This is a genomic window from Streptomyces sp. NBC_00322 (assembly GCF_036147535.1).
Taxonomy (GTDB): Bacteria; Actinomycetota; Actinomycetes; order Streptomycetales; family Streptomycetaceae; genus Streptomyces.
This window is the reverse complement of the sequence record NZ_CP108019.1, coordinates 5,505,511-5,531,469: the sequence shown is the minus strand read 5'-3', so window position 1 is coordinate 5,531,469 and position 25,959 is coordinate 5,505,511. Positions and strand designations below refer to the sequence as shown.

Genomic DNA, 25,959 nt, shown 5'->3' with positions numbered 1-25,959 from the left:
CCCGCGACCGGGCGCGGGGACCGTACCGCGACTGGTCTACACCAGTCTGCAACACCTGCCAAACCACGGCATGTTCCGGGAGGACGCCGATGAGCTCCGACAGCGTCGCCGCGCCGCAGAAGAAGTGGTGGAGCGGCGCCTTCCAAGGGCTGCAGAAGATGGGCCGCAGCCTCCAGCTGCCCATCGCCGTCCTCCCCGCCGCCGGCATCCTCAACCGCCTCGGCCAGCCCGATGTGTTCGGCGCGGACGGACTGGGCTGGGACAACGTCGCCAAGGTGATGGCGGGCGCGGGCGGCGCGCTGCTGGACGGCAACCTCGGCCTGCCGCTGCTGTTCTGCGTCGGCGTCGCGATCGGCATGGCCAAGAAGTCCGACGGCTCCACCGCGCTCGCGGCCGTGGTCGGCTTCCTCGTCTACTACAACGTCCTGCGCCAGTTCCCCGAGGACTGCGTGGGCGGGGCAAAGGCCGCAGCCCTCGGCTGCCAGGCGCCAGACGGATCGGTCGAGGCGTTCACGTACCAGAATCCGGGCGTCTTCGGCGGCATCGTCATCGGCCTGCTGACCGCCTACTTCTGGCAGCGCTTCCACCGCACCAAGCTCGTGGACTGGCTCGGCTTCTTCAACGGCCGACGGCTCGTCCCGATCATCATGTCCTTCGTCGCGATCGGGGTCGCGGTCCTCTCCCTGTGGGCCTGGCCGCCCCTTGGCGACGCTCTCGAGAATTTCAGCGACTGGCTGGTGGGTCTGGGCGCCTGGGGTGCGGGCCTCTTCGGCCTCACGAACCGGGCGCTGCTGGTGATCGGCCTGCACCAGTTCCTGAACGTGCCGATCTTCTTCCAGTTCGGCAGCTACACCACGCCGGACGGCACGGTCGTGCACGGCGACATCACCATGTTCCTGGCGGGCGACCCGAACGCGGGCCAGTTCACCACGGGCTTCTTCCCGATCATGATGTTCGCGCTCCCCGCCGCCGCGCTGGCCATCACCCACTGCGCCAAGCCGCACCGCCGCAAGGAGATCGGCGGCCTGATGCTCTCGGTCGCCCTGACGTCGTTCGTCACCGGGATCACCGAGCCGATCGAGTACTCGTTCCTGTTCGTCGCCCCGCTGCTGTACGCGGTCCACGCGCTGCTGACCGGTGTCTCGATGGCGGTGAGCTGGGGACTCGGCGTCCATGACGGCTTCAGCTTCTCGGCCGGCCTGATCGACTACGTCATCAACTGGGGCCTGGCGACCAAACCCTGGCTGATCATTCCGATCGGGCTCTGCTTCGCGGTGGTGTACTACGCGATCTTCCGGTTCGCGATCACCAAGTTCAATATCCAGACGCCGGGGCGCGAACCGGATCAGATCGGGGACGAGCTGGAGCGGGAGAACATCAAGTAGCTGCGTCACACGTAACACCCCATAAGGCCCTTGGACCCACGGTCCGAGGGCCTTATGTCGTGCATTTCGCGCTCTGGCCCGGCCCACAGAAATCAGAGGTTCCTTATCCGCCACTCACATGCTAAAACTGGTCTACACCACTGAGTGGTGTAGACCACGCGGGTCTGACCGCGTTCCCCATGAGACGCCGCCCTCCCCCGTTTTCTGTCCCCGGCGGCGCCTTGCCCACTTGGAGGAAGTTGATGACCACGGCAAGCGCCGCCCCCGAGGCGGACAAGAAGAAGACGGGCGCCGGCGTGATGGCTGTCATGCAGCGCATCGGCCGCAGCCTCATGCTGCCGGTCGCGGTGCTGCCCGCCGCCGCGCTCCTGGTCCGTTTCGGCCAGCCCGACATGCTCGGCAAGGAGTCCTACCCGGGCTTCGTCACCAAGCTCGCCCGCTACATGGCGGCCGGCGGCGACGCGATCCTCGCCAACATGGCGCTGCTGTTCGCCGTCGGTATCGCGATCGGCTTCGCGAAGAAGTCCGACGGCTCGACCGCGCTCGCGGCCGTCGCCGGCTATCTGGTCTTCAAGAACGTGCTGGCCACGTTCACCGACCCGAATCTGGACAAGGTCGCGAAGGTCATCGACGGCAAGATCGTCATGACCGAGGCCCCCGTCGACGCCAAGGTCCTCGGCGGCGTCGTGATGGGCATCGTCGTCGCCCTGCTGTACCAGAAGTTCTACCGGACCAAGCTGCCGGACTGGGCGGGCTTCTTCGGCGGCCGCCGTCTCGTCCCGATCCTCTCCGCCTTCGCGGGCCTGGTCATCGGCATCGTCTTCGGCCTGATCTGGCCGGTCCTCGGCACCGGTCTGCACAACTTCGGTGAGTGGCTGGTGGGCTCCGGCGCCGCGGGCGCGGGCATCTTCGGTATCGCCAACCGCGCGCTGATCCCGATCGGCATGCACCACCTGCTCAACTCGTTCCCGTGGTTCCAGGCCGGTACGTACCAGGGCAAGAGCGGCGACATCGGCCGCTTCCTCGCCGGTGACCCGACCGCCGGACAGTTCATGACCGGCTTCTTCCCGATCATGATGTTCGCCCTCCCGGCGGCCTGCCTCGCGATCGTCCACTGTGCCCGCCCGGAGCGCCGCAAGGTCATCGGCGGCATGATGTTCTCGCTCGCGCTGACGTCCTTCGTCACCGGTGTGACCGAGCCGATCGAGTTCACCTTCATGTTCATCGCTCCGGCGCTGTACGCGATCCACGCGGTGCTCACCGGTGTCTCCATGGCGCTGACCTGGTCGCTCGGAATGAAGGACGGCTTCGGCTTCTCGGCCGGCGCGGTGGACTTCTTCCTGAACCTGGGCATCGCGTCCAACCCGTGGGGGCTCGCGCTGGTCGGCCTGTGTTTCGCGGCCGTCTACTACGCGGTCTTCCGCTTCGCGATCATCAGGTTCAACCTCCCGACGCCGGGCCGCGAGTCCGACGAGGAGCTGGCGGAACTGCAGAAGGCCGAGGCGAAGTAGGCCTCACGCTTTCCCAGGGCATTCGGACCGAAGCCCCTGCTTCCCGGCGGAAGCAGGGGCTTCGGCTTTTCTCAAATCAGCCGGAGATCGGCTGGAGATCAGACGTGGTAGACCGCGCCGGGGGCGGCCAGTTCGGCGGGGCCGCCGTAGACCGCGCGGGCGTCGGCAAGGTTCTGTGCGCCGTCCGTCCACGGAGGGATGTGCGTCAGCACGAGCCGCCCCACGTTCGCGCGCCGGGCGTGGGCACCGGCCTCGCGCCCGTTGAGGTGGAGGTCCGGGATGTCCTCCTTGCCGTAGGTGAAGGACGCCTCGCACAGGAACAGATCGGCGCCGTCGGCGAGTTCGTGCAGGGGCTCGCAGACGCCGGTGTCGCCGGAGTACGTCAGCGTCCTGCCGGCGTGCTCCAGACGGATGGCGTACGCCTCGACGGGATGGGCCACCCGCTCCGTACGGATGGAGAACGGACCTATGTCGAAGCTGCCGGACTTCAGGGTGTGGAAGTCGAAGACCTCGCTCATGGAGGTGGGCGAGGGGGTGTCCGCGTACGCGGTGGTCAGGCGCTGCTCGGTGCCCTCCGGTCCGTAGACCGGCAAGGGACCGCAGCGGCCCTCCTGGCGGTAGTAGCGGGCGACGAAGTATCCGCACATGTCGATGCAGTGGTCCGCGTGGAGATGACTGAGAAAAACGGCATCGAGGTCGTAGAGACCGATGTGGCGCTGCAGCTCGCCGAGGGCGCCGTTGCCCATGTCGAGAAGCAGCCGGAAGCCGTCGGCCTCTACGAGGTAGCTCGAACAGGCCGATTCCGCGGACGGGAACGACCCCGAGCAGCCGACGACGGTGAGCTTCATGGAGCTTGAACCTCCGTTGACTGGGAGGGCTGGGGAAGGTCGTGCGGTTTGTTGAGCGTAAGGCGCGAAACGGCTGGTCGCTCCTCGGTGACGGGCCGTTGTGGGGGAACTCACCTGCGCTGTCACTGGTTCGGACGGAGCGCGCGCGTCCGGCAGTGCGCCGGTACCGTCTGCGGTATGGACACGTCATGGTGGCTCGCGGTGCTCGCCGTGGTGGTGATCGCGCTGGTCGCCGCGGTGATGGACGGGCGCGGGCGATCGGACGCCCGCCGCCCCGGCGGCCGGGCCCGCCCGCCGGGCCGCCCGACCGGCCCTCGCCGCGTCCCGAAGCGACGCCCGCAACCGGGCGAAATCTGGTGGGCGGAGGTCCCCTACGAGGACCGCCCGCGGGCGAAGGACAGGCCGTGCCTGGTGCTTTCGGTACGGGGCGACACGGCGCTGGTCGCGAAGATCACGAGCAAGTACCACGACGAGAGGCCGGGCGTGATCTGCCTGCCGCCGGGGACGGTGGGGGACGCGCAGGGGAGGCCGAGCTTTCTGGAGACGGGTGAGCTGAGGGACGTGGGGGTGTGGGGGTTCAGGAGACGGGTGGGGGTGGTGGACCCGACGGTGTGGGACCAGGTCCGCCACTTGGCGGTGTGAGGGGGGTGCTCCCCACCCCGCCCCTTCCCTGAACCGGGGGCAAGCCCCCGGACCCCGGGGGTGGGGTTTCTTGTGGGGCTGATGCCCCACACCCTTGGATGCGCCCGCTTCGCGGCGCAACGGCCGAGGGAACCCGACGCACGACTCGCGTCGCGAGGGGTCTGTGGCCTGCGGGCCCACCGTGCGGGCCGCGCGGCGGCGCTGTGCCGCGTGCTGACATCGCACCGCGGGGAGCTCCGGGTACGCGGGGCACCCCGGGGGGAGGAGTTCTGTGGGGCTGTCGCCCCACACCCTGGGAGACGCCGGCTGCGCGGCGCGACGACCGGGGGAACCCGACGCATGATTTGCGTCGTGAGGGCTTCGACGCCTCGCGGACTCGCGGCCCACGCCGAGGCGCCGGCCCGGGGCGCTCGGGACAGCCAGACATGACTCGCATCGCGAGGACTTTTGAGGCGGCTCCGCACGAGCGCCCGCTTCGCGGCGCGAGGGCTCCGGGCCCGCAGGCCCGCGGGGCCGCGGGGCCGCGGGGCCCACCATGGCGCCCGCGCCAAGACCCGCGCGCGGCTCGCGGCGGCGCGGTGCTGAGGTTCCGGTGGCTCGGACTCGTCACAACGTGCTGCCCCACGCCCTGGGAGGCATCGGCTTCGCGGCAGCGGCCGGGAGAAGCCGACGCATGACTCGCGTCGTGGGGCTTCGGGCCCCACGGGCTCGCATCGCGAGGACCTTTGACGCGGCTCCGCACGAGCGCCCGCTTCGCGGCGCGAGGGGTCTGTGGCCTGCGGGCCCACCGTGCAGCCCGCGCACCGCTGCGCGGCGGCGGGGTGCTGCGTGCTGACACCGCACCGCGGGGAGCTCCGAGTACGCGGGGCACCCGGAGGGGTCTGTGGGGCTGACGCCCCACACGCTGGGAGGCGTCGGCTTCGCGGCGCAGCGGTCGGGCTCCCGGCCTCGCGGGCCCGTCATCGGGCCGCGCCGCGGCGCCGCCTTCGCAACGGGCGCTCGGGACAGCACGCCGCGCGGCTCGCTTCGCAAGGCTTTGTTGCCTGCGGGCCCGCCATGGCGCCCGTGCCGAAAGCCGGCGCGCCGCCTCTCGGCGGCGCGTCCCCGCCGCACCGCGGGGAACTGGGGCCGCGCGGCGCGAGCCGCTACGCCCAGAGCTGGCCCTGCAGCGCCGCGATGGCCTCTTCCGTCGTGGGGGCCGTGTAGACGCCCGTCGACAAGTACTTCCACCCGCCGTCCGCGACCACGAACACGATGTCCGCCTGTTCGCCCGCCGCTACCGCCTTCTTGCCGACGCCGATCGCCGCGTGCAACGCCGCACCCGTCGAGACGCCCGCGAAGATGCCCTCCTGCTGGAGCAGTTCACGGGTACGCGTGACCGCGTCCGCCGAGCCCACCGAGAAGCGGGTCGTCAGGACCGAGGCGTCGTACAGCTCGGGGACGAAGCCCTCGTCCAGGTTGCGCAGGCCGTAGACCAGGTCGTCGTACCGCGGCTCCGCGGCGACGATCTTGATGTCGGGCTTGTGTTCGCGCAGGAAGCGGCCGACTCCCATGAGCGTGCCCGTCGTGCCCAGGCCGGCCACGAAGTGGGTGACCGAGGGCAGGTCGGCCAGGATCTCCGGGCCGGTCGTGGCGTAGTGCGCGCCCGCGTTGTGCGGGTTGCCGTACTGGTAGAGCATCACCCAGGTGGGGTTCTGTGCCGCCAGTTCCTTGGCGACGCGGACCGCCGTGTTCGAACCTCCCGCCGCCGGGGACGAGATGATCTCCGCGCCCCACATCGCGAGCAGGTCGCGCCGCTCCTGGGACGTGTTCTCCGGCATCACGCAGACAATGCGGTAGCCCTTGAGCTTCGCCGCCATGGCGAGCGAGATACCCGTGTTCCCCGACGTCGGCTCCAGGATCGTGCAGCCCGGCGTCAGGCGGCCGTCCTTCTCCGCCTGCTCGATCATGTGGAGCGCCGGGCGGTCCTTGATCGAGCCGGTCGGGTTGCGGTCCTCGAGCTTGGCCCAGATGCGGACCTCCTCCGAGGGGGACAGCCGTGGCAGGCGCACCAGCGGGGTGTTCCCGACCGCCGCCAGCGGGGAGTCGTACCGCATCAGCGCATGCCACCCGCGACCGCAGGAAGGATCGTGACGCTGTCGCCGTGGGCGAGCTTGGTGGAGATGCCGTCCAGGAAACGGACGTCCTCGTCGTTCAGGTACACGTTCACGAAGCGGCGCAGCTTGTCGCCGTCCACGATGCGCTCCTGGATGCCGCTGTGCCGGGTCTCGAGGTCGGCGAGGAGGTCGGCGAGCGTGTCACCGCTGCCCTCGACGGCCTTGGCGCCGTCGGTGTACGTACGGAGGATGGTCGGGATGCGGACCTCGATGGCCATGACATGGGCTCCTGTCGGGAGTGTGCGGGGTGCGTAAGGGGCGCGCGGCTCTGTCCCCCCGCGCAGGGGGTGGTGCAGTGGATGCGCGCTCAGAGCGCAGCGCGGGCCGTACACATCGCGCTTGCGAGGCGGCACAGGTCGACGTGCAGCCGCGCAACGAGCATCGGCGTGCCCGGCGTCCTGTCGCTCACGTCATGGGGAACCATGCGGTCATCGTATCGATTCCCGGTCCGGGTTCCGGTATGTGATCTCGCATGCTGGACGAATTCCGCTCAGCATGCGGAAGGGGCCTTGCTCCGCAGGCTCAGTACGCCTCGACGACCTTGATGTCTTCCTCGGTGACCTCGCCGTCCACGATGCGGAAAGAGCGGAACTGGAACGGCCCCGCGCCGTCGGTGTCGGCGGTGGAGACCAGGACGTAGTGCGCGCCCGGCTCGTTCGCGTAGCTGATGTCCGTACGCGAGGGGTACGCCTCGGTCGCGGTGTGCGAGTGGTAGATGATCACCGGCTCTTCGTCACGCTCGTCCAGCTCACGGTAGAGCTTCAGCAGATCAGCCGAGTCGAATTCGTAGAACGTGGGCGAGCGCGCGGCGTTCAGCATCGGGATGAAGCGCTCGGGGCGGCCGCCGCCCTCGGGTCCCGCGACCACGCCGCAGGCCTCGTCGGGGTGGTCGGCGCGGGCGTGCGCGACGATCTGGTCGTACAGGGCCTCGGTGATGGTCAGCATGACCGACAGGATAAACAGACGGCGGGCCCGTACCGGAGACTGGTACGGGCCCGCCCGAATGCTGGACGTCAGGGACGCCGCGCAAGGAGTTTCAGCGCTTGATGAAGGCCGCGCCCTGCGGGTTCCGCCTGCGCAGCACCACGTAGGAGACGCCGAGGATCAGGCCCCACAGTGGTGCGCAGTACAGCGAGATCCGCGCGTCCTTGTCGATGCCCATCATCACGATGACCATGCCGATGAACAGCAGCGCGAACCAGCTGGTGTACGGGGCACCGGGCGCCCGGAACGTGGACTGCGGCACCTCGCCGCGGTCCGCCTTGGCGCGGTAGCGGATCTGGCAGACCAGGATCATGATCCAGGCCCACATACCGGAGATGGTCGCGAAGGAGACGACGTAGTTGAACGCGTCGCCCGGCCACTGGTAGTTGATCCAGACGCCGACCAGCATCAGCGCCGCGGAGAAGGTGGTGCCGGCCAGCGGCGTGCCGCTCTTGGTCAGCTTGGTGAAGGCCTTGGGGCCCTGTCCGTTGAGCGCCAGGTCGCGCAGCATGCGGCCGGTGGAGTACATGCCGGAGTTGCAGGACGAGAGCGCCGCTGTGAGGACGACGAAGTTGACGATCGCCGCTCCGACGCCGAGGCCCATCTGCTCGAAGGCTGCGACGAAGGGCGAGATGCCCGGCTGGAAGTGGGTCCACGGGACCACCGACAGGATCATGATCAGCGCGCCGACGTAGAAGACGGCGATACGCCACGGCACGGTGTTGATGGCCTTGGGGAGGGTCTTCTCGGGGTCCTTGGACTCACCGGCGGTGACACCGACCAGCTCGACCGCGAGGAAGGCGAACATCACGATCTGCAGGGTCATCAGCGTGCCGCCGATGCCCTTGGGGAAGAAGCCGCCGTCGGACCACAGGTGGGTCACGGACGCGGTGTCTCCGGCGTCGGAGAAGCCGAGCGTGAGCACCCCGGCGCAGATCAGGATCATGCCGATGATGGCGGTCACCTTGACCATCGAGAACCAGAACTCCAGCTCACCGAAGAGCTTCACGGAGATGAGGTTCGCGGTGTACAGGATGATCGTGAAGACGAGTGCGGACAGCCACTGCGGAATGTTCCACCAGTACGTCATATAGGTGGCTGCCGCGGTGACTTCGGTGATGCCGGTGACGACCCAGAAGAGCCAGTACGTCCATCCGGTCACGAAGCCCGCGAAGGGGCCCACGAATTCGCGCGCGTACTCGGAGAAGGACCCCGAGACCGGGCGGTACATGAGCAGTTCGCCCAGGGCCCGCATGATGAAGAAGATGACCAGGCCCGCGATGGCGTAGGCCAGGATGAGGCTGGGTCCGGCCTTGGAAATGGCCTTGCCCGCGCCGAGGAACAGACCGGTGCCGATGGCCCCGCCGATCGCGATCATCTGGATCTGACGAGCACCCAGTCCGCGCTGATAGCCCTCGTCCGTGCCCGCCGCGGACCCTGCGGCCTCATTGCGATCGTTCTTGTCGACCTGCAGTGAGGTCATGGTGATGCGCCCTTTCTCCATGCTGATCCGCGCGCCGCGACTGCATCGCGACTGCGGACCAGGTCCTGATCCCCCCGGATGTGGATGGAGTGCTACCGGCGGTCGGCCGGCCCAAGCGCCCCCGGGGACATGGGTGTCGTCCCTCGGGCGGTCGTGAAGATTTATCACGGCTGTAACAGCGATCAGCCCCGGGCATTGTGGCGCACACCACAGAAAGAAGCGGACATAACTCCCTCACCGCGGCAAAGTGTGCCGATGCGGTGACGGGATCGTTATCCGGATTTGAGTGTCCGTTGAGCGAACGGCGCGGGACCTCGGAGCGTCAGGACAGCAACGTCTCGACGAGCGTCTCCTGGAGCGCGCCGAGCCAGAGATACGCCATCACCATCGGCTTGCGCGGGTCGGTGTCCGGCAGCCGGTACAGCTCGCCGTTCTCGTCCTCGTCGGTCACTTCGAGCCGGGTGCCGATGGTCAGGCGCAGGTCGTTGAGGGCGCCGAGCCAGTGCTGACAGTCGTCTGCCGTCAGCTTCAGTACGGCGCCGCCGTCGCCGGCGGCGGTCAGCGAGTCGAGGGTGCGCACGACCGTGAGTGCGTCGTCGCGCTTGCGGGAGCGCAGATCGTTCTCGGTGAAGCGCCTGAACTCCGCTGAGAGCGAGCGCAGTTCCTCGTCCTGCTCGTCGGCGTCGGGTCCGGCGTACGCCTCCGGGAAGAGGCGGGCCAGCGCCGGGTCCGCGGGCGGCTCGCTCGGTCCCTCGGAGAAGAGGGCGGCCAGCGGGTCCTCGCCCTCGACCGGCTCGTCACCGGGCCCGATCAGCTCGAGGAGCTGCACGGCCAGCGAGCGCAGGATGGAGATCTCGACCTCGTCGAGCGCGACGGCGGCGCCACCGCCGGGGATGGGCTCGAAGTGTGATGCCATCAGCCGCGGTCCTGGGAGAGGGTCGCCCACAGGCCGTAACCGTGCATGGCCTGCACGTCGCGCTCCATTTCCTCGCGGCTGCCGCTGGAGACGACGGCGCGTCCCTTGTGATGGACGTCGAGCATCAGCTTGTGCGCCTTGTCCTTGGAGTAGCCGAAGTAGGCCTGGAAGACGTAGGTGACGTAGCTCATCAGGTTCACCGGGTCGTTGTGGACGAGCGTCACCCACGGCACGTCGGGCTCGGGTACGACGAAGGACTCTTCCGCCGACTCAGGGCGTTCGATCTCTGTGGGAGCAACACTCACCTGGTCCATGCTGCCACCCGGGAGGGCTCATCGCACAAACGACTCCCACATCTCGTCACTCTGACGAGATGTGCGGTAGCATCCGCCGTATGAACCCTGCGGACCTTGGGCTGCCGGTGGACGTGCCGTCGACAGCGCTCTTCACAGACCAGTACGAGCTCACGATGCTTCAGGCGGCCCTCAAGGCGGGCACGGCCGACCGCCGCTCCGTCTTCGAAGTGTTCACCCGCCGGCTGCCCGAAGGCCGCCGCTACGGCGTCGTCGCGGGCACCGGACGGGTCCTCGACGCCGTCGAGAACTTCCGCTTCGACGCGGGCGTGCTGCGCTTTCTGCGCGAACAGAACATCGTCGACGAGCCGACGCTGCAGTGGCTCGCCTCGTACCGCTTCGGCGGCGACATCTGGGGCTACCCGGAGGGCGAGGTCTACTTCCCGGGCTCGCCGATCCTGCGGGTCGAGGGCTCCTTCGCCGAGTGCGTACTGCTGGAGACCGTGATCCTCTCGATCCTCAACCACGACTCGGCCATCGCGGCCGCGGCGTCAAGGATGTCGGTGGCCGCGGGCAGACGCGGGCTGATCGAGATGGGCGCACGGCGTACGCACGAGCTCGCCGCGGTCGCATCGTCCCGGGCCGCCTACGTCGGCGGCTTCAACTCCACCTCCGACCTGGCGGCGGGCTTCCGCTACGCCATTCCGACGGTCGGCACCAGCGCGCACGCCTTCACGCTGCTGCACGACAGCGAGCGCGACGCCTTCCGGGCGCAGGTCGCCTCACTCGGCCGGGGCACCACCCTGCTGGTCGACACCTACGACGTGGCCGAGGCCGTCCGCACCGCCGTGGACATCGCGGGACCCGAGCTCGGGGCCGTACGCATCGACTCCGGGGACCTGCTGCTGGTCGCGCACCGGGTGCGGCAGCAGCTGGACGAGCTCGGCGCCGTCAACACCAGGATCGTGGTCACCTCCGACCTGGACGAGTACGCCATCGCCTCGCTGGCCGCCGCGCCCGTGGACGCGTACGGCGTGGGAACGCAGCTGGTCACCGGCAGCGGGCACCCGACCTGCTCGATGGTCTACAAGCTCGTCGCCCGTGCCCGTTCGGGCGATGCGAAGGCACCGCTGGAGCCGGTGGCGAAGAAGTCGCTGGGCGGAAAGCTGTCCATCGGCGGCCGCAAGTGGGCCGCGCGGCGCCTCGACGCGGAAGGGGTCGCCGAGACCGAGGTGATCGGGACCGGCGAGGTGCCGTCCGAGCTCATGGACCAGCAGCTGCTGGTCGAGCTGGTCAAGGGCGGCGACATCGTGGCCCGCGAGCCGCTGGACGCGGCACGCGAGCGGCACATCGCGGTACGGGCGGGGCTGCCGCTGTCCGCAATGCAGCTGTCCAAGGGAGAGCCGGTCCTGCCCACGGAGTACGTCTGAACACCGCGTGAAGCCTCTCCCGCCGGGCCTCCCGAGTCTCTAGGCTCAGTAACTTCCCGTACCTTCCCGCCTCACCCCATCGAAGGACACCCGTCATGCACCGCGCCTTGATCGTCGTGGACGTTCAGAACGACTTCTGCGAGGGCGGCAGCCTCGCGGTGGCGGGGGGTGCCGATGTCGCTGCCGCGATCACTGATCTGGTCGGTCAGGCCCAGCCGGGCTACCGCCATGTCGTGGCCACCCGCGACCATCACATCGAGCCGGGCGACCACTTCTCCGACCACCCCGACTACGTGCGCACCTGGCCGCCCCACTGCGTCGCCGGCACGGAAGGGGTGGGCTTCCACCCGAACTTCGCTCCGGCGGTCGCCTCGGGCGCGATCGACACGGTCTTCGACAAGGGGGCGTACGCGGCGGCGTACAGCGGCTTCGAGGGCACCGACGAGAACGGCACGACGCTGGCGCAGTGGCTGCGGGCGCGGGAGGTCAGCGAGGTCGACGTGGTCGGCATCGCGACGGACCACTGCGTACGGGCCACGGCGCTGGACGCGGTCCGGGAGGGCTTCACGACGCACGTGCTCCTGGACCTGACGGCGGGCGTCGCGGAGGCGACGACGGACAGGGCGCTGGAGGAGCTGCGGGCGGCGGGCGTGGAACTGTCCGGCAAGCCGGTGGTGTGACGGGGGGTTTGTTCCCCTACCCGTCCTCCCCCAGACTCCGTCCGGGGGGACCCCCAACCTCCCCGCGCCTCAAAACGCCGGCGGGGCTGAATGTGCGGCCCTGCCGCACATTCAGCCCGTCCGGCGTTTGAGGACACGCGCGAAGCGCGTACGGGGGTCTGGGGGCTTGCCCCCAGTTACGGGAAGGGGCGGGGTGGGGTGAAGGCCCGCCGCAGGCGTCAGCCGCGGCGGAGGCACCTCACGCGCTTCCGGCGATGGGCGCGCGGGGTTCGGGGCGGCGCACCGGATCGGGCTGGGGCAGCGTCAGCCTCGGCGGCGCCTGGGGCGCGGGGTCAGGGGCTTTCGGGGCCTCCGTGGCGGCGCCCCAGCTCCTCGGGCTCAGCAGCGCCCGTATGGGGTGCCACAGCTCCTTGTGGTCGGCCGGCGTCGTCCGCCACAGCAGGCCGTCCGGGTGGTGCAGCACCGCCGTGATCTCGTCCGGGGTCGGCGGTTCCGCGTTGCCCCGCAGATACACCGCCCGCAGGCCCAGATTCCGCAGCCGTGTCAGCGCCCTGGCGCGGTTCGCCGCGTGGACGAGAAAGCGGACCGTGCTGCCGTCGCCCGCCGGACTGGGCAGGCTGAGCGCGACCACCACACTGCCGTTCGGCAGCTTGCTGAAACCTCCGCCGGGCACGCTGGACCACTCCCCCGTTAGATGCCGTGTCAATAGGAACCTCGTAGGACGCACCTAAACACGATCGGCCGCCGCCCGCTAGAGGGCGACGGCCGATCATGCTCTGACCAGTGATTACGCGAAATTACCGGGTCGAAGGACCAACCCTGACCGTGATCGTCTGGCCGTTCAGCGGCTCGCGCAGGACCGAGATCTTGGTGTTGGTGTCAGTGACCTTGACACCCGCCGTCGGGTTCTCGGCGAACCAGTAGACACCCTTGCGGTCGTCGAAGACCGGGTTACCGGCCTGCGGCTTGACCCTCAGCGCGACGTCCGCCTTGTGCAGCGTGAAGCCGTCGGTCGGCCGCAGGCTGAAGGGCGAGTCGAACGACTGGATCTTGTTCCGCATCAGCGTGCCGTCCGCCCACTTCATGGCCTTCGGGTGCGCGTCCACCGGGAGGACCAGACCCTGGCCCGGGTGCTGGCTGGTGTTGTTGTCCTTCTGGGAGGTGTCCCAGTACCAGACCATCAGGCCGTTCTGGTACGGGTAGTGCTCGACCCAGGAGTCCTTGGGCGCCTTGAAACCGAAGTTGTACGGACCGACCTTGAGGGTCTTGTCGTACGACACGTACTGACGGTTCTCGGCCAGGTAGTACTGCTCGTACTCCTTGGTGAAGGACTCACCGATGCGCGAGAAGCCCTTCGCGGTCCAGCCCGCGTCGTCACCCTCGGCGTTGTCGGTGAACAGCGGCGTGCCGTCCGCCACCACGCTCAGCGCGTCGGCCGCGAAGCCCTTGCCGCCCGCGCCGCCGTCGGTCTGGTAGCGGAAGCGGACGTCGAACTTCTTGCCCGCGTAGGCGTCCAGCGAGTACGCCAGCTTCTTGTACGCGCCCGAAGCACCGGTCAGCGCCGGCTTGTCGGACGAGTCGCGGGTGATCGGCTTGCCGTCGGCCGTGCCGTCCACCGGCGTCCAGTTGGCGCCGCCGTCCGTCGACACCTCGGCGTAGAGGTAGTCGTAGTCGGCCTCGATGTCCCACCAGCCCGAGAGCTCAAGGGACGCCTTGGACTTGCCGGTGAGATCGACCGAGCGGGTCAGGGTGTTCTTGAGGTTGTCACCCATGTCGCTCCACCACTGCTTGGAGCCCTCGGCGGGCTTCACGACAGTCGTGGTGACGGCCTTCTTCGGAAGCTCGACGACAAGCGCCTGCGGCTTCTTGGTGTTGTACTCCGCCACACCCAGCGTGTGGGTGGACTTCGTCGCCGCCTTGGCCTTGGCGTAGTTGAGCCAGCCCAGCTGCAGCTTGTCCCAGGCGTTCATGTCGCCCGGCATGTCGCCGATGGAGTCCTTGCCGGTGCCGAGCCAGGAACCGCCGGACATCAGCGTCCAGAAGCCGGTGGAGTTCTCGGCCCCGCCGCCCGAGGTGTCGTAGTGGTCGGGCAGACCGAGGTCGTGACCGTACTCGTGGGCGAAGACACCGAGGCCGCCGTTCTCGGGCTGCATGGTGTAGTCGCCGACCCAGATACCGGTGGTGCCGATCTGGGTGCCGCCAGCCTTGTTGTCCGCCGGGCCGGTCTTGCCGGCGTCGGTGCCGTACGCGTACCAGCGGTGCGCCCACAGGGCGTTGGTGCCCTCGGCACCGCCGCCCGCCGACTCGTCCTCGCCCGCGTGGACGATCTGGAAGTGGTCGATGTAGCCGTCGGGCTCGTTGAAGTTGCCGTCGCCGTCGAAGTCGTAGCGGTCCCAGAGGTCGTACTTGGACAGGTCCGCCTTGATCTGCTCGTCGGTGCGGCCCTTGGCCTTCTGGTCCGCGGCCCAGGCGGTGACGCCGTCCTTGACCGTGTCCCAGACGTTGGAGCAGTTGGTCTGGCCGCAGTAGTTGGAGCCGTAGCGGCCCTCGTTGTAGTCGACCTTGACCCAGTCGGCGACCTCGCCGTCGACCGAGTATCGGCCCGATGAGGTCTTCTCGTAGTAGGTCTTCAGGGAGTGCTTCGGCTGCCCCTTCTTGTCCTTGCCTGTGCCGAAGTACAGGTCCTGGAAGTGCTGCTGGTTGTAGTCCGCCTGCCAGGCCGTGGAGTTGTCGACCTTGCGGTCCGGCTGGGCGATCTTGTTGTGCAGCGGACCCGGCGTGCCGCCGTACTTCTTGACGGGGGGCTTGGGCCCGTCCGGGCCGTCCGGGTCGAACATCGTGGTGTCGTCGACCTTGTCGCCGAACTCCACCAGGATCGTGAAGATCTTGTCCGTCCGCTCCCGGCCGAGCTCGACGTACTTCTTGTCGCCGAGCTTCACGACCTTGGACCCGCCGCGCTGCTGCACGGTCGCGTCGCCGGATATGACCTGCTCCAGAGCGGCTTCGCGCTGCTGGTCCTGCTGCTTGCTGAACGGGCCGTCGAGGTCGTGCTCGATCTGGCCCTGGCGCGGCGCCGGGTCATGGCGCTCGATCCCCGCAGAGCCCGACGGCCCCTTGTCGTCGGCATGGGCGCTGCTGAACGCCGAGGCCGACGCGGCAGTCGCGGCCAGAGCCACGAGTACCGCGGACGCTCTGATCGTCCGTCGCTTGGTGGTCACTTGATGTTGTCCTCCCCCGCGCCCCGTCGCAGCGGACCGGATGTGGGGTCGTCCGCGCGCGGTGTCGCGTCACAAGTGACGACATTCGACCGGAGTTGCGGGAGAAAAGACAGACCTTGACTTGCACAGGCCAACTGCACTATGCAGGAGCGCAGTTCCGGTATCCGGACGTCCGGCATATGGGACAACAGGCGCATGGGATTGAACACTTGGCCGAACGATGACTCCGTGCGCCCCCGATGCACCGGCACCGTGGGTTAGGTCACGCTTACCGCTGGTTCCTCCCGGGCATCCACCGTCGTAGAGTCACTTGACAGTGCGACCGCGTTGAGAGACACCCCCTGACCATGTCCCGAGGACGGATACTGTCATGCCGCGTCCGACTGCCGCACAGCTTGCCTACGGTTCGGCCACCGTTGTCTTCTCGACCCTCGCCTTGCTGCTGCTCACCCGGCCCAGCGCGGTCATGGGCGTCGCCGCCATAGGCGCCGGCTCGATGGCGCTCGGTCTGCTGGTCGCATGCGCCCTGCCGATGGGCAGGGCAGGAGCGAGGAGGGTGAAGGCGGTCCACACGGTCCGTACGAACCGTGCCGCGTCCGGCACCACCGCGTCGGCCGCCTCCGCCGAGGGTCTCACCACCCGGGTGCCCGTGCCCCGCGCGCGCGTGGGGGCCGAGGCAAGGATCGGCGAGCACTCACTGCGCCGCTGACACGACCACTGTCTTGCCCGCCTTGTCGTGCAGACCCTGTTTGTACGGCTTGTCGGTCAGGATCGTCAGGATGATGACGATCCACCAGAGACAGAAGCAGCAGATCAGCGCCGGCACCCAGAGCACAACGGCGCGCATCAGCGAGGAGGGCGTGTCGGGCACGCTTCCGTCGTTGAGCATCGCCACACGGAGGTTCATCACGGACTTGCCGATGGTCTGCCCGCTCCTCCTGCTGGTCATCACCGTGTCGTAACCGACGTACGCCACCAGGGAGATCAACGACCAGAGCCACTGTCTGCCAGAGTTCATCTCGTCGGTGAACTCGTCCCAGCCGTTGCCGTTGTCGGTCGAGAAGTCCCAGCCGCCGAAGACCAGCGAGAGCACCAGCAGCGGTACGAAGATGATCAGCGCGTCGATGACCCGGGCGATGAACCGCTTGCCGAAGTCCGCGAGCGGCGGCATCCCGGCGAGCGGGTCCACTCCGCCGGACGCCCCGCCGTAGGCACCCGGATCGTAGGGAGGGGGCTGGCCGCGCCCTCCGTCGTACGGAGAGCCCGGCGGCGGCGGTTCGGGCGGAGGCGGGGGCTCCTGAGGTCCACCCGCGGAGGGCGGCGGAGTCTCCGGTGGCTTCTTGCGGAACGGGTCGTCCTCGGGTGGCTGATCGGGCGGCGGCTGGTCGTTGCTCATGGGGGCAGTGCACCGCGCCGGGGGTGCCCCCGCAACGGCTCGCGCGCCGTTCGGGGGAACCCAGGGAGCTGTCAGCCAGTCACAAAGGTGTGGGCCGCCTTGTCGTGCCAGCACTGCCGCCACGGACGGTCGAACAGACACCACAGCACATTGAGCACTCCGACGGCGATCACCCCGAGCACGCCGTAGACCAGCCAGCGGCGCAGCGCGGCCCCGAAGGACGGCGGCTCGTGGGACTCGATGTCCCAGACCCTGATGCCGCACAGCTTCTTGCCGAGGGTGCGGCCCCACTTGGCCGTCGGCAGCGCCTCGTACAGCACACCGAGAACCAGCAGCGCGCCGAGGACGATGCCGAGCTGCCCCGCGACGGTGCCGTCGACGAGCCAGACGGTGACCGTCTCGCCCGACTGCTTGGCCGCCTCGATCTTCTCGTCGATATGAGTGCGCGCCTGGGACACGAACGGTACGGAGACCGCGCCGACCAGCGCGACGAGCAGCAGGGTGTCGATCAGCCGGGCGGTGAACCGCCTGCCGAGCCCGGCGGGACGGGCCGCGGCCTGGGCCTGGGCCGCCTGTAGGAAGGGGTCGTTGACCGGCGGCTTCCACGGCACGACCGGCTGCTCGGCCTCACCGGCGCCGTCGCCCGCCCGGGCGAGCTGATGGACCTGCTGCGCCCAGGAGGCCGAGCCGCCGCCGGGTCCGTTGGTCACAGGCGGCTGACTCTGCGCGGGCACCTGTGGCTGGGGGGTCTGCGGCTGTTGCGGCTGAGCCGGAGCCTGGGGCTGCGGCATGCGCTGGGCCGGAGTCTGCGGCTGGGCGGGCGCGGTCGGGGCCGATGCCGCGCCCGGGGTCATGGACCGCACGGACAGCCCTTCGGCCTCTGAGGCGGCCTGGTTGCCGCCTGCCCGCAGGGCGCGGATGGTGACCGTGCCGTCGGCAGGCGGCTGCGGCCCCTGCTGGCTACGGCGAACGGAATCACCCGGGTCCGCGGCGGCCGGATTCGCACCGGTGGGCGAACCCTGACCGGCACGCAGCGCACGGATCGCGACGGTGCCGTCGGCGGGAGGTTCACCGCCGGATGCCGGGCCGAGGGAGCGTACGCCGGGCAGGGAGCCGCCCGTCGGATCGGCCGAAGCTCCCGAGGCGGAGGGGCGGCGCGGGTCGCCGGACGCACCGGTGGCGCCGGACGTGCCCGGGTCGGCCGGAGTGCGCGGGTCCTGGGTGCCGGGGGCGCCGCCCCAGGAGACCCGGTTGTCGCGCTCGCCGCCGAAGCCGGTCTGGCGTGCCGTGTCGGCCTGCCACGCGGTGGCCGGCTCGGGACGCGAGGGTTCGTCGTTCGGTTCCTCGTCGAAGAAGACCGGACCGGTCTCCTCCAGCCGGGCCGGTGCGGGGGCGTGTGCCTGGGGCGCCGGGGGTTCGCCGGACGTAGCCGCGCCGGGGGCCGTGGGCATCGCCTCGCCCGTCCTCGGCGCGGGCCGGCTGGTACCGGGCACCCAGGCCGCTCCGTTCCAGTACCGGACATATCCGGGGATGGACGGATCGGGGTAGTAGCCGGGCGTGGGGCTGCCGTCGCCGGTGGCCGGGGTTGGGGCGCTCATCACCGTGGTCCCGTATCTCCTCGAGAGCCTCATTTCAAGGGTCCACATCTATCAGACCCTCGCCCGCGCCCGGGCCGGTCCTGCCGTATGGACCACTTTCCGGTCACTTTGCGGTCAGAGAAAGTTGTTCCCGAAAGTCGCGTCATAGCTGCCGTGGTACGTGCTCTCTCCTTGCAAAGGCCCCCTCACGAGGCCTCGTACAGGAAGGGAAGAGCACTCCTATGCACACCGTGGTGGAACGCGAGCTGGAGCTCAAACTCGTGCTGTCGCCGGAACTCAGCGTCCCCGTCCCGGCCCGGCTGACCTACCGCACTGACGATCCGTACGCCGTGCACATCACCTTTCACATCGGCTCCGACAACCCCGTCAACTGGAACTTCGCCCGTGAACTGCTGGTCGAGGGGGTGTTCAGGTCCTGCGGCCAGGGCGACGTCCGGATCTGGCCGACCAAGGTAGACGGCCGCAGCGTGGTGCTGATGGCCCTCAGCTCCCCCGACGGCGACGCGCTCCTGGAGGCGTCCGCCGCCATCGTCTCCGCCTGGCTGGAGCGGACCCTGCGGGTGGTCCCTCCGGGCTCTGAGTCCGAGCAGCTCGCAATAGACGACGGCCTCGCCGAGCTGCTCGCGCCCACCCCGGCCGACGATTTGTGGCTGCACGGCCGGCGGCCGTCGGACGAGTCCCAGGACGGCGACGCCTAATCGATGACGTAGGTGTGGGTGATGAACTCGAGCGAGTGACCGTCGGGGTCGTCGATGTAGACCCCACGGCCTCCGAAGTTGTGGTTGATCCGCTGGGGCCGGTCGTGCATCGGGTCGGCCCAGTAAGGGAGTTCGCGCTCGGTTATCCGGGCGAAGATCTCGTCGAACTCCTCCTCCGAGACCAGGAAGGCGAGGTGCTGGGGGACGATCGTGTCCCGTTCGTCGAGATAGTCGAGAGTGACGCCGCCCGCCAGCGGCAGGCTCGCGAAGGGGCCGAAGGGCTTGGGTTCGGGCTCGCCGATGAGCTCGGCGAGAAAGCGGGCCCCTGCGAAGCGGTCGCGGCTGTGGACGATGGTGTGGTCGAGGCGTGCCGGCACGGCTCCTCCTTCGTCGGACTCTTCTTCTTCGTCGCTCTTCTCACGCTATGCGGACAGCCTTGTCCGTTCCATCGGGCATTGGACCTGCGTCCCAAGCCTCAGAAGATCTTGCCCGGATTGAGGATGCCCAGCGGGTCGAAGGTGTGCTTGATGCCGCGCTGCATCTCCACGCCCACCGGGCCCAGTTCGCGCGCCAGCCACTCCTTCTTGAGTACGCCGACGCCGTGTTCGCCGGTGATGGTGCCGCCCAGTTCCAGGCCGAGCGCCATGATCTCGTCGAAGGACTCGCGGGCGCGCCGGGACTCGTCCGGATCGGCGTGGTCGAAGCAGACGACGGGGTGGGTGTTGCCGTCGCCCGCGTGCGCGCAGACGCCGATGGTGAGGTCGTACTTGTCGGCGATGGCGGCCGTGCCCTCGATCATCGCGCCCAGCTGCGAGCGCGGCACACAGACGTCGTCGATCATCGTCGCCGACTTGACGGTCTCCAGGGCGGTGAGCGACAACCTCCGTGCCTGCAGGAGGAGTTCGGACTCGGCGACGGTGTCGGCCGGGACGACCTGCGTGGCGCCCGCGGCGCTGCACAACTCCCCGACGGCGGCCAGGTCGGCGGCCGGGTCCGGGGTGTCGAAGGCGGCCAGCAGCAGCGCCTCGGTGGTGTCGGGCAGGCCCATGTTCGCCATGGCGTTGACTGCCCGGACGGTCGTACGGTCCATGAGCTCGAGCAGCGAGGGGGTGTGGCCGCGCTCCATGATCGCGCAGACCGCTTCGCAGGCGGCGGCCGCGGAGTCGAACTCGGCGGCGAGCACCAGCTGCGCGGGTGGCTGCGGCCGCAGCGCGAGGACTGCTTTGACAACGATGCCGAGGCTGCCCTCGGAGCCGACGAACAGCCTGGTCAGGTCGTATCCGGCCACGCCCTTGGCAGTGCGGCGGCCGGTGCTGAGCAGCCGCCCGTCGGCGAGGACGACCTCCAGGCCCAGTACGTACTCCGCGGTCACTCCGTACTTGACGCAGCACAGGCCGCCGGAGGCGGTGCCGATGTTCCCGCCGATGGTGCACATCTCCCAGCTGGAGGGGTCCGGCGGGTAGTACAGGCCGTGCTCGTTCACCGCCCGGGACAGGACGGCGTTGACGACACCCGGCTCGACGACGGCGATCCGGTCGACCGGGCTGATCTCCAGGATCCGGTCCATCTTGGTCAGGGACAGCACGATGCAGCCGTCGGAAGCGTTCGCGGCACCCGACAGGCCGGTACGGGCGCCCTGCGGGACGACGGGAACGCGCAGCGCGGTCGCGGTGCGCATGACGTGCTGGACCTGCTCGACGGTGCGCGGCAGCACGACGACGGCTGGGCTGCCCGCCTCGCAGAAGCTCGCCATGTCGTTCGCGTACGAGGCCGTGATGTCGGGGTCGCTGATGAGGGCCTCGGCGGGCAGACCGGAACGCAGCCGGTCGAGAAGATCGTCCATGGGACCAAGCCTCGCACCGGGGGCCATCGGTGTGAACCCGTTCGCGATCCGGTTCGCAGGGCCGGTCGCGTTCTTCGTATTGGCTGCCCGCTGTCGCACAGTGAGCCCCATGAAGAGTGAACTCGTGAAGAACGCCGCGATCAGCACGCTGATCGGCGCGACGCTGGTCTTCGGGGTGATCACGCTCGCGCCGGGGTGGGGCGAGGAGGGAACGCGGCGCGAGCCGGGAGCGGCCGAGCGGGCGCTGGCCGCGGCGGGCGCGGGCGCCCCCGCGGCGCTCGTCGATCTGACCGCGCTCATCGACGACCGGGAGCAATGGGTACGGGCCCACCCCCGGGACGAGGAATCGTGGGCGGTGCTCGGGTCGGCGTATGTGGAGCGGGGCTCCCGGCTGGCAGAAGCGGCGTACTACCGGAAGGCGGAGAGCGCGCTGCGGCGCTCGCTGGAGCTGCTGCCGGGCGAGAAGGGCAATGTGGCCGCGGTGGTGGGACTCGCGGCGCTGGCCAATGCCCGGCACGACTACGCCCAGGCCCGCACGCTGGGCGAGAGCGCGATGAAGCAGCAGCCGCAGCGGTGGACGGCGTATCCGGCGCTGATCGACGCGTACAGCGGGCTCGGCGACTACAAGGCCATGAGCAAGGCGATGGACAAGCTCACGGAGCTGCACCCGGGCGCCCAGACGCTGAGCCGGGCGGCCGGTGTCTACCGGGAGCGCGGCTGGCGCGAGGACGCGGCGGCGGCGGCGTACGACGCGGTGGGCAGCGCCCAGGCGCCCCAGGAGAAGGCCGCCGCGCGGCAGCGGCTGGGCGACCTGGCGTGGGAGTGGGGCGAGCCCGCGGAGGCGCTGAAGGAGTACGACACGGCGCTGCACCTGGCCCCGGACCACGACCCGTCGCTGGCGTCGCGGGCGCGGGCGCTGGCCGCGCTGGGGCGTACGGACGAGGCCTTCCGCGACTACCAGGCGGCCCTGGCCAGGGTCGAGCGGCCCGAATACTCCCTGGCGGCGGGCGAGTTGTACCAGTCGCTGGGGCTCGACGGGGACGCGGCCACGCAGTACGAGCAGCTGCGGACGAAGGCGGCGCGGGCGGGGGCGGACCGCGTGGTCGACGATGTCGTGCTCGGCCTCTTCGAGGCGGACCACGGTGACCCGGAGGCGGCCGTGCGCCGGCTGAAAGCCGAATGGGCGCGGGGCCACCTGAACGTGTACACCGCGGACGCGCTGGGCTGGGCGCTGTACCGGGCGGGCAGGCCGGGGGAGGCGCTGCCGTACGCGAAGAGGGCGTCGGAGCAGGGGCTGCGCGGCGCGCTGTTCACCTACCACCGCGGCGAGATCGAGCGCGCGCTCAAGCAGGACGGCCCGGCCCGCAGGCATCTGGCCGAGGCGCTGCGGATCAACCCGTACTTCTCGCCGCTGCTGGCCCCGGCGGCGCGGCAGGCTCTGGAGGCGCTCGGGGAGCCGCCGCCGGGCGGGCCGAAGGAGCTCACGGGCCTGGAGGGGGAGGCGTCGACTGAGGCGGACACGGCGACGGAGGCGGAGGTGGGGCCGGAAACGGAGGTGGGGCCCGAGACCGAGGTGGGCCCCGAGACGGAGGTGGGGACGCCGTCGCCGACGCGCACGCTGTCGCCACCTCCGACCCCGACGCTTTCGCCGACGCCGCAACGGTCGCGGGCCGGTGCCGGTGCGAGTACCAGTGCCAGTGCCGGTGCCGTGGAGTGACCGGCCGCCGGACGGCCCTCGTCAGATCGCCGCGGTGCCGATCAGCGCGTTGCGCGACACCAGCGCAGCCAGTTCCGCCTCCGTCAGCGACTCGGTGTGCTCCGGGCGGCGAGGCAGCACCATGTACCGGGTCTCCGAGGTCGAGTCCCACACCGTGATCTCCGTGTCGGGCGGCAGGTGCAGCCCGAACTCCTCCAGTACCGCGCGCGGTTCGCGCACCACGCGCGAGCGATAGGCCTCGCTCTTGTACCAGCTCGGGGACGGTCCGAGGAGCCGGATGGGGTAGCAGGAGCAGAGCGTGCAGACGATGACGTTGTGCGTGTGCTCGGTGTTCTCGACGACGCGCAGGCGCTGCGGCTGCACTCCCCCGGCCGTCAGGCCGAGTTCGGCGACGGCCGCGGTCCCGTCGGCGAGCAGACGGGCGCGGAAGGCGGGATCGGTCCAGGCCCGGGCCGTCACCTTGGCCCCGTTCGCCGGGGACGCGCTGCTCAGGAAGGCGTCGAGGGCTTCGTCGAGCCCCGCGCCCGCGACGATGCCGCGCTCCTCCAGGAGCGTTTCGAGACGACGTACGCGGCGGGAGATCTGGGCGTCCGCGTGGGTTCCGGTCACGGCTGGTCGTCCTCCAAGTAGCTCTCGGACAGATCGAGTACGACGTGGTGGTCGCCGTCGCCCCACAGATCGCGGGCCGCGAAGCGCACGGCGTAGACCTGCTCGACGGGGGCGTCGTCGCGCCCCTGGGAACGGATGTCGGGAAGCGGCGTGCGGCCCTCGGGCTCGACGACGGTGCCGTGCTTGCCGCGGGCGTACCGGGGCAGCCGGGTGTGGTGCGGCGGGTCGTGGTGGACGGTCCGCACCCGGGCGCCCGGCGCGAAGCGGTCGGCGGTGGCGTCAGTCATCGAGCTCACCCGCCGCGATGACGCCCTTGCGCTCCAGGAGGCCGACGATGGCGTGGAACCAGCGCTCGTAGTACGAGGCCGCGAGGTACTCGGCGGGCGGCATGGACTCGATCGCGTCGCGGAACTCGTCGAGGTTGAAGACCTTGCCGGCGATGAGGGCGCGGTTCAGGGCGAAGACCCTGGCTTCCCAGTCGGCGTGGAAGGGCTCGGTGTCGTCGGTGGTGTCGATGGGCCCGAAGCCCTGCATGCCGCCGACGTCATTCATCCTGGCCATGCGTCCAGCGTAGGCGGTGCGGGGCCGCTGCGCGGGGCCTGTTCCCCACCCCGCACTCCCCCAGACTCCGTCCGGGGGGACCCCCAACCTCCCCGTATGCGACCTCCGGCCGCATGTCCTCAAACGCCGGACGGGCTGAACAATCAGCCCCTCCGGCGATTGAGGCGCAGGGGGTCCGCGGGCAGCGCCCCCGCAAGGGGTCCGGGCGGAGCCCCGGTCAGAGGTTGCCCCGCTTCTCCTGCTCGCGCTCGATCGCTTCGAAGAGCGCCTTGAAGTTGCCCTTGCCGAAGCCCATCGACCCGTGCCGCTCGATCATCTCGAAGAAGACCGTCGGCCGGTCCTGGACCGGCTTGGTGAAGATCTGCAGCAGATAGCCGTCCTCGTCGCGGTCGACGAGGATCTTCAGCTCGCGCAGCGTCTCGACGGGCACGCGCGTCTCGCCCGCCCACTCGCCGAGCGTGTCGTAGTACGAGTCGGGGGTGTCCAGGAACTTGACTCCCGCCGCCCGCATGGACCGTACGGTCGCGACGATGTCGTTCGTGGCGAGCGCGATGTGCTGGACCCCGGCCCCGCCGTAGAACTCCAGGTACTCGTCGATCTGCGACTTCTTCTTCGCGATCGCGGGCTCGTTGATCGGGAACTTCACCTTCAGCGTGCCGTCGGCGACGACCTTCGACATCAGGGCGGAGTACTCGGTGGCGATGTCGTCGCCCACGAACTCCTTCATGTTGGTGAAGCCCATGACCTTGTTGTAGAAGGCCACCCACTCGTTCATCTTGCCGAGCTCGACGTTGCCGACGCAGTGGTCGATGGCCTGGAAGGTGCGCTTGGCGGGCGGCTCGACGATCGGGTCGGCGGACACGAAGCCGGGCAGGTAGGGGCCGTCGTAGCCGGAGCGGTCGACCAGCGTGTGACGGGTCTTGCCGTACGTGGCGATCGAGGCGAGGACCACGGTGCCGTACTCGTCCTTGAGCTCGTAGGGCTCGGTGATCCCGCGGGCGCCGTGCTCGGTCGCGTACGCGTACGCGGCGCGCGCGTCCGGCACCTCTATGGCCAGGTCGACGACGCCGTCGCCGTGCTCGGCGACATGGTCGGCGAGGAAGCGGCCCCAGTCGGTGGACTGCTTGATGACGGAGGTGAGGACGAAGCGGGCGCCGCCGTTCTCCAGGACGTAACTCGCCGTCTCGCGACTGCCGTTCTCCGGTCCGGAGTAGGCGACGAGCTTCATGCCGAAGGCCGTGGAGTAGTAGTGCGCGGCCTGCTTGGCATTGCCTACGGCGAAGACGACCGCGTCCATTCCCTTCACCGGGAAGGGGTCGGCCTCACGCGCGGTGTTCGGGTTGTGATCGATGGTCTCAGTCATAACGGCAGGCTCCACCCGATCCACAAGGTGCGCAATAGTTCGTGTTTCCTCTGGGCAATCTGCATAGTGCGGGAGGACGATGGAGGGGCTATCTGTACAGGATGACCATTCGGGAGACGCCATGGCGATCGATCATCTGGACGGCCGGCTCATCGTCCTGCTGGCCCGTGAGCCGCGGATCGGAGTGCTTGAGGCCTCCCGCCGGCTCGGGGTCGCCCGCGGCACCGTACAGGCACGACTGGACCGCCTTCAGTCCAACGGAGTCATCCGCGGCTTCGGCCCCGACGTCGACCCGGCCCCGCTCGGCTACCCCGTCACGGCCTTCGCGACCCTGGAGATCAAACAGGGACAAGGTGCGGACGTACGGGCGCATTTGAGCGGCGTACCGGAGGTGCTCGAGCTGCACACCACCACCGGTCACGGCGACATGCTGTGCCGCCTCGTGGCCCGCTCCAATGCCGATCTTCAACGGGTGATCGACCGGGTGGTCGGTTTTGACGGCATCGTCCGGGCCTCCACGGCGATCGTCATGGAAAACCCCGTGCCCTTGCGGATCATCCCGCTGGTGGAGCAGGCCGCGGAGGACGAAGCCGTCTGAGGCGACAAGGCGCGAGACCCTCACAAAGAG

Annotated in this window: 26 protein-coding genes and 1 pseudogene; 9 read left to right on the top strand and 18 right to left on the bottom strand. The window is 69.5% G+C overall.

Going from position 1 to position 25,959, the window contains the following annotated elements:
* Positions 1-89: 89 nt before the first annotated feature.
* Positions 90-1,385 (top strand): PTS transporter subunit EIIC, encoded by a 1,296-nt coding sequence (locus tag OG905_RS25300; protein WP_328677475.1) that lies wholly within the window; start codon positions 90-92, stop codon positions 1,383-1,385.
* A 242-nt stretch (positions 1,386-1,627) separates the two neighbouring features.
* Positions 1,628-2,896, top strand: coding sequence for a PTS transporter subunit EIIC (locus OG905_RS25295; protein WP_328677473.1), 1,269 nt, complete (start codon positions 1,628-1,630; stop codon positions 2,894-2,896).
* A gap of 98 nt (positions 2,897-2,994) precedes the next feature.
* Here OG905_RS25295 and OG905_RS25290 read toward each other — a convergent pair whose 3' ends face one another.
* Positions 2,995-3,744 (bottom strand): MBL fold metallo-hydrolase, encoded by a 750-nt coding sequence (locus OG905_RS25290; RefSeq protein ID WP_328677471.1) that lies wholly within the window; start codon positions 3,742-3,744, stop codon positions 2,995-2,997.
* A 177-nt stretch (positions 3,745-3,921) separates the two neighbouring features.
* On the opposite strand from OG905_RS25290, the gene OG905_RS25285 reads away from it, so the two are divergent.
* Positions 3,922-4,386 (top strand): type II toxin-antitoxin system PemK/MazF family toxin, encoded by a 465-nt coding sequence (locus OG905_RS25285; protein WP_328677470.1) that lies wholly within the window; start codon positions 3,922-3,924, stop codon positions 4,384-4,386.
* 1,145 nt (positions 4,387-5,531) lie between these two features.
* Here OG905_RS25285 and OG905_RS25280 read toward each other — a convergent pair.
* The 7 genes from OG905_RS25280 to clpS all read right to left on the bottom strand — a co-directional run bounded on the left by OG905_RS25280 (position 5,532) and on the right by clpS (position 10,239).
* Positions 5,532-6,482, bottom strand: coding sequence for a PLP-dependent cysteine synthase family protein (locus OG905_RS25280; RefSeq protein WP_328677468.1), 951 nt, complete (start codon positions 6,480-6,482; stop codon positions 5,532-5,534).
* Positions 6,482-6,760 (bottom strand): MoaD/ThiS family protein, encoded by a 279-nt coding sequence (locus tag OG905_RS25275; RefSeq protein WP_328677466.1) that lies wholly within the window; start codon positions 6,758-6,760, stop codon positions 6,482-6,484. The genes OG905_RS25280 and OG905_RS25275 overlap by 1 nt, the downstream gene beginning before the upstream one ends.
* A gap of 89 nt (positions 6,761-6,849) precedes the next feature.
* A complete protein-coding gene (locus OG905_RS25270; RefSeq protein WP_328677464.1) occupies positions 6,850-6,966 on the bottom strand; it encodes a putative leader peptide in 117 nt (38 codons plus the stop codon).
* Positions 6,967-7,064: 98 nt separating this feature from the next.
* Entirely contained in the window at positions 7,065-7,487 is a 423-nt protein-coding gene (locus OG905_RS25265) for a M67 family metallopeptidase (RefSeq protein ID WP_328677462.1), read from the bottom strand.
* Between the two features lie 91 nt (positions 7,488-7,578).
* Positions 7,579-9,009, bottom strand: coding sequence for an amino acid permease (locus OG905_RS25260; RefSeq protein WP_328677460.1), 1,431 nt, complete (start codon positions 9,007-9,009; stop codon positions 7,579-7,581).
* A gap of 322 nt (positions 9,010-9,331) precedes the next feature.
* Entirely contained in the window at positions 9,332-9,925 is a 594-nt protein-coding gene (locus OG905_RS25255; protein WP_328677459.1) for a DUF2017 domain-containing protein, read from the bottom strand.
* A complete protein-coding gene (gene clpS / locus OG905_RS25250; protein WP_266476014.1) occupies positions 9,925-10,239 on the bottom strand; it encodes an ATP-dependent Clp protease adapter ClpS in 315 nt (104 codons plus the stop codon). The genes OG905_RS25255 and clpS overlap by 1 nt, the downstream gene beginning before the upstream one ends.
* An 80-nt stretch (positions 10,240-10,319) precedes the next feature.
* Between clpS and OG905_RS25245 the strand changes: the two genes are divergently transcribed.
* Both OG905_RS25245 and OG905_RS25240 read left to right on the top strand, forming a co-directional pair.
* Complete coding sequence (locus OG905_RS25245; protein WP_328677457.1) at positions 10,320-11,648, top strand: nicotinate phosphoribosyltransferase; 1,329 nt, start codon at positions 10,320-10,322, stop codon at positions 11,646-11,648.
* A 95-nt stretch (positions 11,649-11,743) separates the two neighbouring features.
* Positions 11,744-12,328: an isochorismatase family protein gene (locus tag OG905_RS25240; protein ID WP_328677455.1), complete on the top strand. Its 585-nt coding sequence runs from the start codon at positions 11,744-11,746 to the stop codon at positions 12,326-12,328.
* 379 nt (positions 12,329-12,707) lie between these two features.
* Here OG905_RS25240 and OG905_RS25235 read toward each other — a convergent pair.
* A pseudogene (locus tag OG905_RS25235) lies at positions 12,708-13,001 on the bottom strand (hypothetical protein); the annotation flags it as partial.
* Positions 13,002-13,125: 124 nt separating this feature from the next.
* Positions 13,126-15,546: an immune inhibitor A domain-containing protein gene (locus OG905_RS25230; protein ID WP_328677453.1), complete on the bottom strand. Its 2,421-nt coding sequence runs from the start codon at positions 15,544-15,546 to the stop codon at positions 13,126-13,128.
* A gap of 370 nt (positions 15,547-15,916) precedes the next feature.
* Between OG905_RS25230 and OG905_RS25225 the strand changes: the two genes are divergently transcribed.
* Positions 15,917-16,255 (top strand): hypothetical protein, encoded by a 339-nt coding sequence (locus OG905_RS25225; RefSeq protein WP_328677451.1) that lies wholly within the window; start codon positions 15,917-15,919, stop codon positions 16,253-16,255.
* On the opposite strand, the gene OG905_RS25220 is transcribed toward OG905_RS25225, so the two are convergent.
* Positions 16,241-16,942, bottom strand: a complete 702-nt coding sequence (locus OG905_RS25220; protein WP_328677449.1) for an RDD family protein — start codon at positions 16,940-16,942, stop codon at positions 16,241-16,243. The two genes, OG905_RS25225 and OG905_RS25220, sit on opposite strands and share 15 nt — an antisense overlap.
* Positions 16,943-17,013: 71 nt before the next feature.
* Complete coding sequence (locus tag OG905_RS25215; protein ID WP_328677447.1) at positions 17,014-18,540, bottom strand: RDD family protein; 1,527 nt, start codon at positions 18,538-18,540, stop codon at positions 17,014-17,016.
* Between the two features lie 221 nt (positions 18,541-18,761).
* Here OG905_RS25215 and OG905_RS25210 point away from each other — a divergent pair, with 221 nt between their 5' ends.
* On the top strand, positions 18,762-19,238 hold the full coding sequence (locus tag OG905_RS25210) for an SsgA family sporulation/cell division regulator (RefSeq protein WP_328677445.1): 477 nt from the start codon (positions 18,762-18,764) through the stop codon (positions 19,236-19,238).
* Here the strand turns inward: OG905_RS25210 and OG905_RS25205 are convergent.
* Both OG905_RS25205 and OG905_RS25200 read right to left on the bottom strand, forming a co-directional pair.
* Positions 19,235-19,615 carry a VOC family protein gene (locus tag OG905_RS25205; RefSeq protein WP_266476006.1) on the bottom strand — a complete coding sequence of 127 codons (381 nt, stop codon included), beginning with the start codon at positions 19,613-19,615 and terminating at the stop codon, positions 19,235-19,237. The two genes, OG905_RS25210 and OG905_RS25205, sit on opposite strands and share 4 nt — an antisense overlap.
* Before the next feature lie 98 nt (positions 19,616-19,713).
* Positions 19,714-21,081: an FAD-binding oxidoreductase gene (locus OG905_RS25200; RefSeq protein ID WP_328677440.1), complete on the bottom strand. Its 1,368-nt coding sequence runs from the start codon at positions 21,079-21,081 to the stop codon at positions 19,714-19,716.
* A gap of 109 nt (positions 21,082-21,190) precedes the next feature.
* On the opposite strand from OG905_RS25200, the gene OG905_RS25195 reads away from it, so the two are divergent.
* Positions 21,191-22,798 (top strand): tetratricopeptide repeat protein, encoded by a 1,608-nt coding sequence (locus OG905_RS25195; protein ID WP_328677438.1) that lies wholly within the window; start codon positions 21,191-21,193, stop codon positions 22,796-22,798.
* A gap of 21 nt (positions 22,799-22,819) precedes the next feature.
* Here OG905_RS25195 and nthA read toward each other — a convergent pair whose 3' ends face one another.
* The 4 genes from nthA to hppD all read right to left on the bottom strand — a co-directional run bounded on the left by nthA (position 22,820) and on the right by hppD (position 25,331).
* Positions 22,820-23,407 (bottom strand): nitrile hydratase subunit alpha, encoded by a 588-nt coding sequence (gene nthA, locus OG905_RS25190; RefSeq protein ID WP_328677437.1) that lies wholly within the window; start codon positions 23,405-23,407, stop codon positions 22,820-22,822.
* Positions 23,404-23,694: an SH3-like domain-containing protein gene (locus OG905_RS25185; protein WP_328677434.1), complete on the bottom strand. Its 291-nt coding sequence runs from the start codon at positions 23,692-23,694 to the stop codon at positions 23,404-23,406. The genes nthA and OG905_RS25185 overlap by 4 nt, the downstream gene beginning before the upstream one ends.
* Positions 23,687-23,968 carry a hypothetical protein gene (locus OG905_RS25180; protein ID WP_328677432.1) on the bottom strand — a complete coding sequence of 94 codons (282 nt, stop codon included), beginning with the start codon at positions 23,966-23,968 and terminating at the stop codon, positions 23,687-23,689. The genes OG905_RS25185 and OG905_RS25180 overlap by 8 nt, the downstream gene beginning before the upstream one ends.
* A gap of 217 nt (positions 23,969-24,185) precedes the next feature.
* A complete protein-coding gene (gene hppD, locus OG905_RS25175) occupies positions 24,186-25,331 on the bottom strand; it encodes a 4-hydroxyphenylpyruvate dioxygenase (protein ID WP_328677430.1) in 1,146 nt (381 codons plus the stop codon).
* Between the two features lie 121 nt (positions 25,332-25,452).
* On the opposite strand from hppD, the gene OG905_RS25170 reads away from it, so the two are divergent.
* Positions 25,453-25,929 carry an Lrp/AsnC family transcriptional regulator gene (locus OG905_RS25170; RefSeq protein WP_328677428.1) on the top strand — a complete coding sequence of 159 codons (477 nt, stop codon included), beginning with the start codon at positions 25,453-25,455 and terminating at the stop codon, positions 25,927-25,929.
* Positions 25,930-25,959: the final 30 nt, after the last annotated feature.

Coding starts and splice junctions, on each gene's coding strand:
- OG905_RS25300 (WP_328677475.1), top strand. CDS start 90: ATGAGCTCCGACAGCGTCGCCGCGCCGCAGAAGAAGTGGTGGAGCGGC.
- OG905_RS25295 (WP_328677473.1), top strand. CDS start 1,628: ATGACCACGGCAAGCGCCGCCCCCGAGGCGGACAAGAAGAAGACGGGC.
- OG905_RS25290 (WP_328677471.1), bottom strand. CDS start 3,744: ATGAAGCTCACCGTCGTCGGCTGCTCGGGGTCGTTCCCGTCCGCGGAA.
- OG905_RS25285 (WP_328677470.1), top strand. CDS start 3,922: ATGGACACGTCATGGTGGCTCGCGGTGCTCGCCGTGGTGGTGATCGCG.
- OG905_RS25280 (WP_328677468.1), bottom strand. CDS start 6,482: ATGCGGTACGACTCCCCGCTGGCGGCGGTCGGGAACACCCCGCTGGTG.
- OG905_RS25275 (WP_328677466.1), bottom strand. CDS start 6,760: ATGGCCATCGAGGTCCGCATCCCGACCATCCTCCGTACGTACACCGAC.
- OG905_RS25270 (WP_328677464.1), bottom strand. CDS start 6,966: ATGGTTCCCCATGACGTGAGCGACAGGACGCCGGGCACGCCGATGCTC.
- OG905_RS25265 (WP_328677462.1), bottom strand. CDS start 7,487: ATGCTGACCATCACCGAGGCCCTGTACGACCAGATCGTCGCGCACGCC.
- OG905_RS25260 (WP_328677460.1), bottom strand. CDS start 9,009: ATGACCTCACTGCAGGTCGACAAGAACGATCGCAATGAGGCCGCAGGG.
- OG905_RS25255 (WP_328677459.1), bottom strand. CDS start 9,925: ATGGCATCACACTTCGAGCCCATCCCCGGCGGTGGCGCCGCCGTCGCG.
- clpS (WP_266476014.1), bottom strand. CDS start 10,239: ATGGACCAGGTGAGTGTTGCTCCCACAGAGATCGAACGCCCTGAGTCG.
- OG905_RS25245 (WP_328677457.1), top strand. CDS start 10,320: ATGAACCCTGCGGACCTTGGGCTGCCGGTGGACGTGCCGTCGACAGCG.
- OG905_RS25240 (WP_328677455.1), top strand. CDS start 11,744: ATGCACCGCGCCTTGATCGTCGTGGACGTTCAGAACGACTTCTGCGAG.
- OG905_RS25225 (WP_328677451.1), top strand. CDS start 15,917: ATGCCGCGTCCGACTGCCGCACAGCTTGCCTACGGTTCGGCCACCGTT.
- OG905_RS25220 (WP_328677449.1), bottom strand. CDS start 16,942: ATGAGCAACGACCAGCCGCCGCCCGATCAGCCACCCGAGGACGACCCG.
- OG905_RS25215 (WP_328677447.1), bottom strand. CDS start 18,540: ATGAGCGCCCCAACCCCGGCCACCGGCGACGGCAGCCCCACGCCCGGC.
- OG905_RS25210 (WP_328677445.1), top strand. CDS start 18,762: ATGCACACCGTGGTGGAACGCGAGCTGGAGCTCAAACTCGTGCTGTCG.
- OG905_RS25200 (WP_328677440.1), bottom strand. CDS start 21,081: ATGGACGATCTTCTCGACCGGCTGCGTTCCGGTCTGCCCGCCGAGGCC.
- OG905_RS25195 (WP_328677438.1), top strand. CDS start 21,191: ATGAAGAGTGAACTCGTGAAGAACGCCGCGATCAGCACGCTGATCGGC.
- OG905_RS25185 (WP_328677434.1), bottom strand. CDS start 23,694: ATGACTGACGCCACCGCCGACCGCTTCGCGCCGGGCGCCCGGGTGCGG.
- OG905_RS25180 (WP_328677432.1), bottom strand. CDS start 23,968: ATGGCCAGGATGAATGACGTCGGCGGCATGCAGGGCTTCGGGCCCATC.
- hppD (WP_328677430.1), bottom strand. CDS start 25,331: ATGACTGAGACCATCGATCACAACCCGAACACCGCGCGTGAGGCCGAC.
- OG905_RS25170 (WP_328677428.1), top strand. CDS start 25,453: ATGGCGATCGATCATCTGGACGGCCGGCTCATCGTCCTGCTGGCCCGT.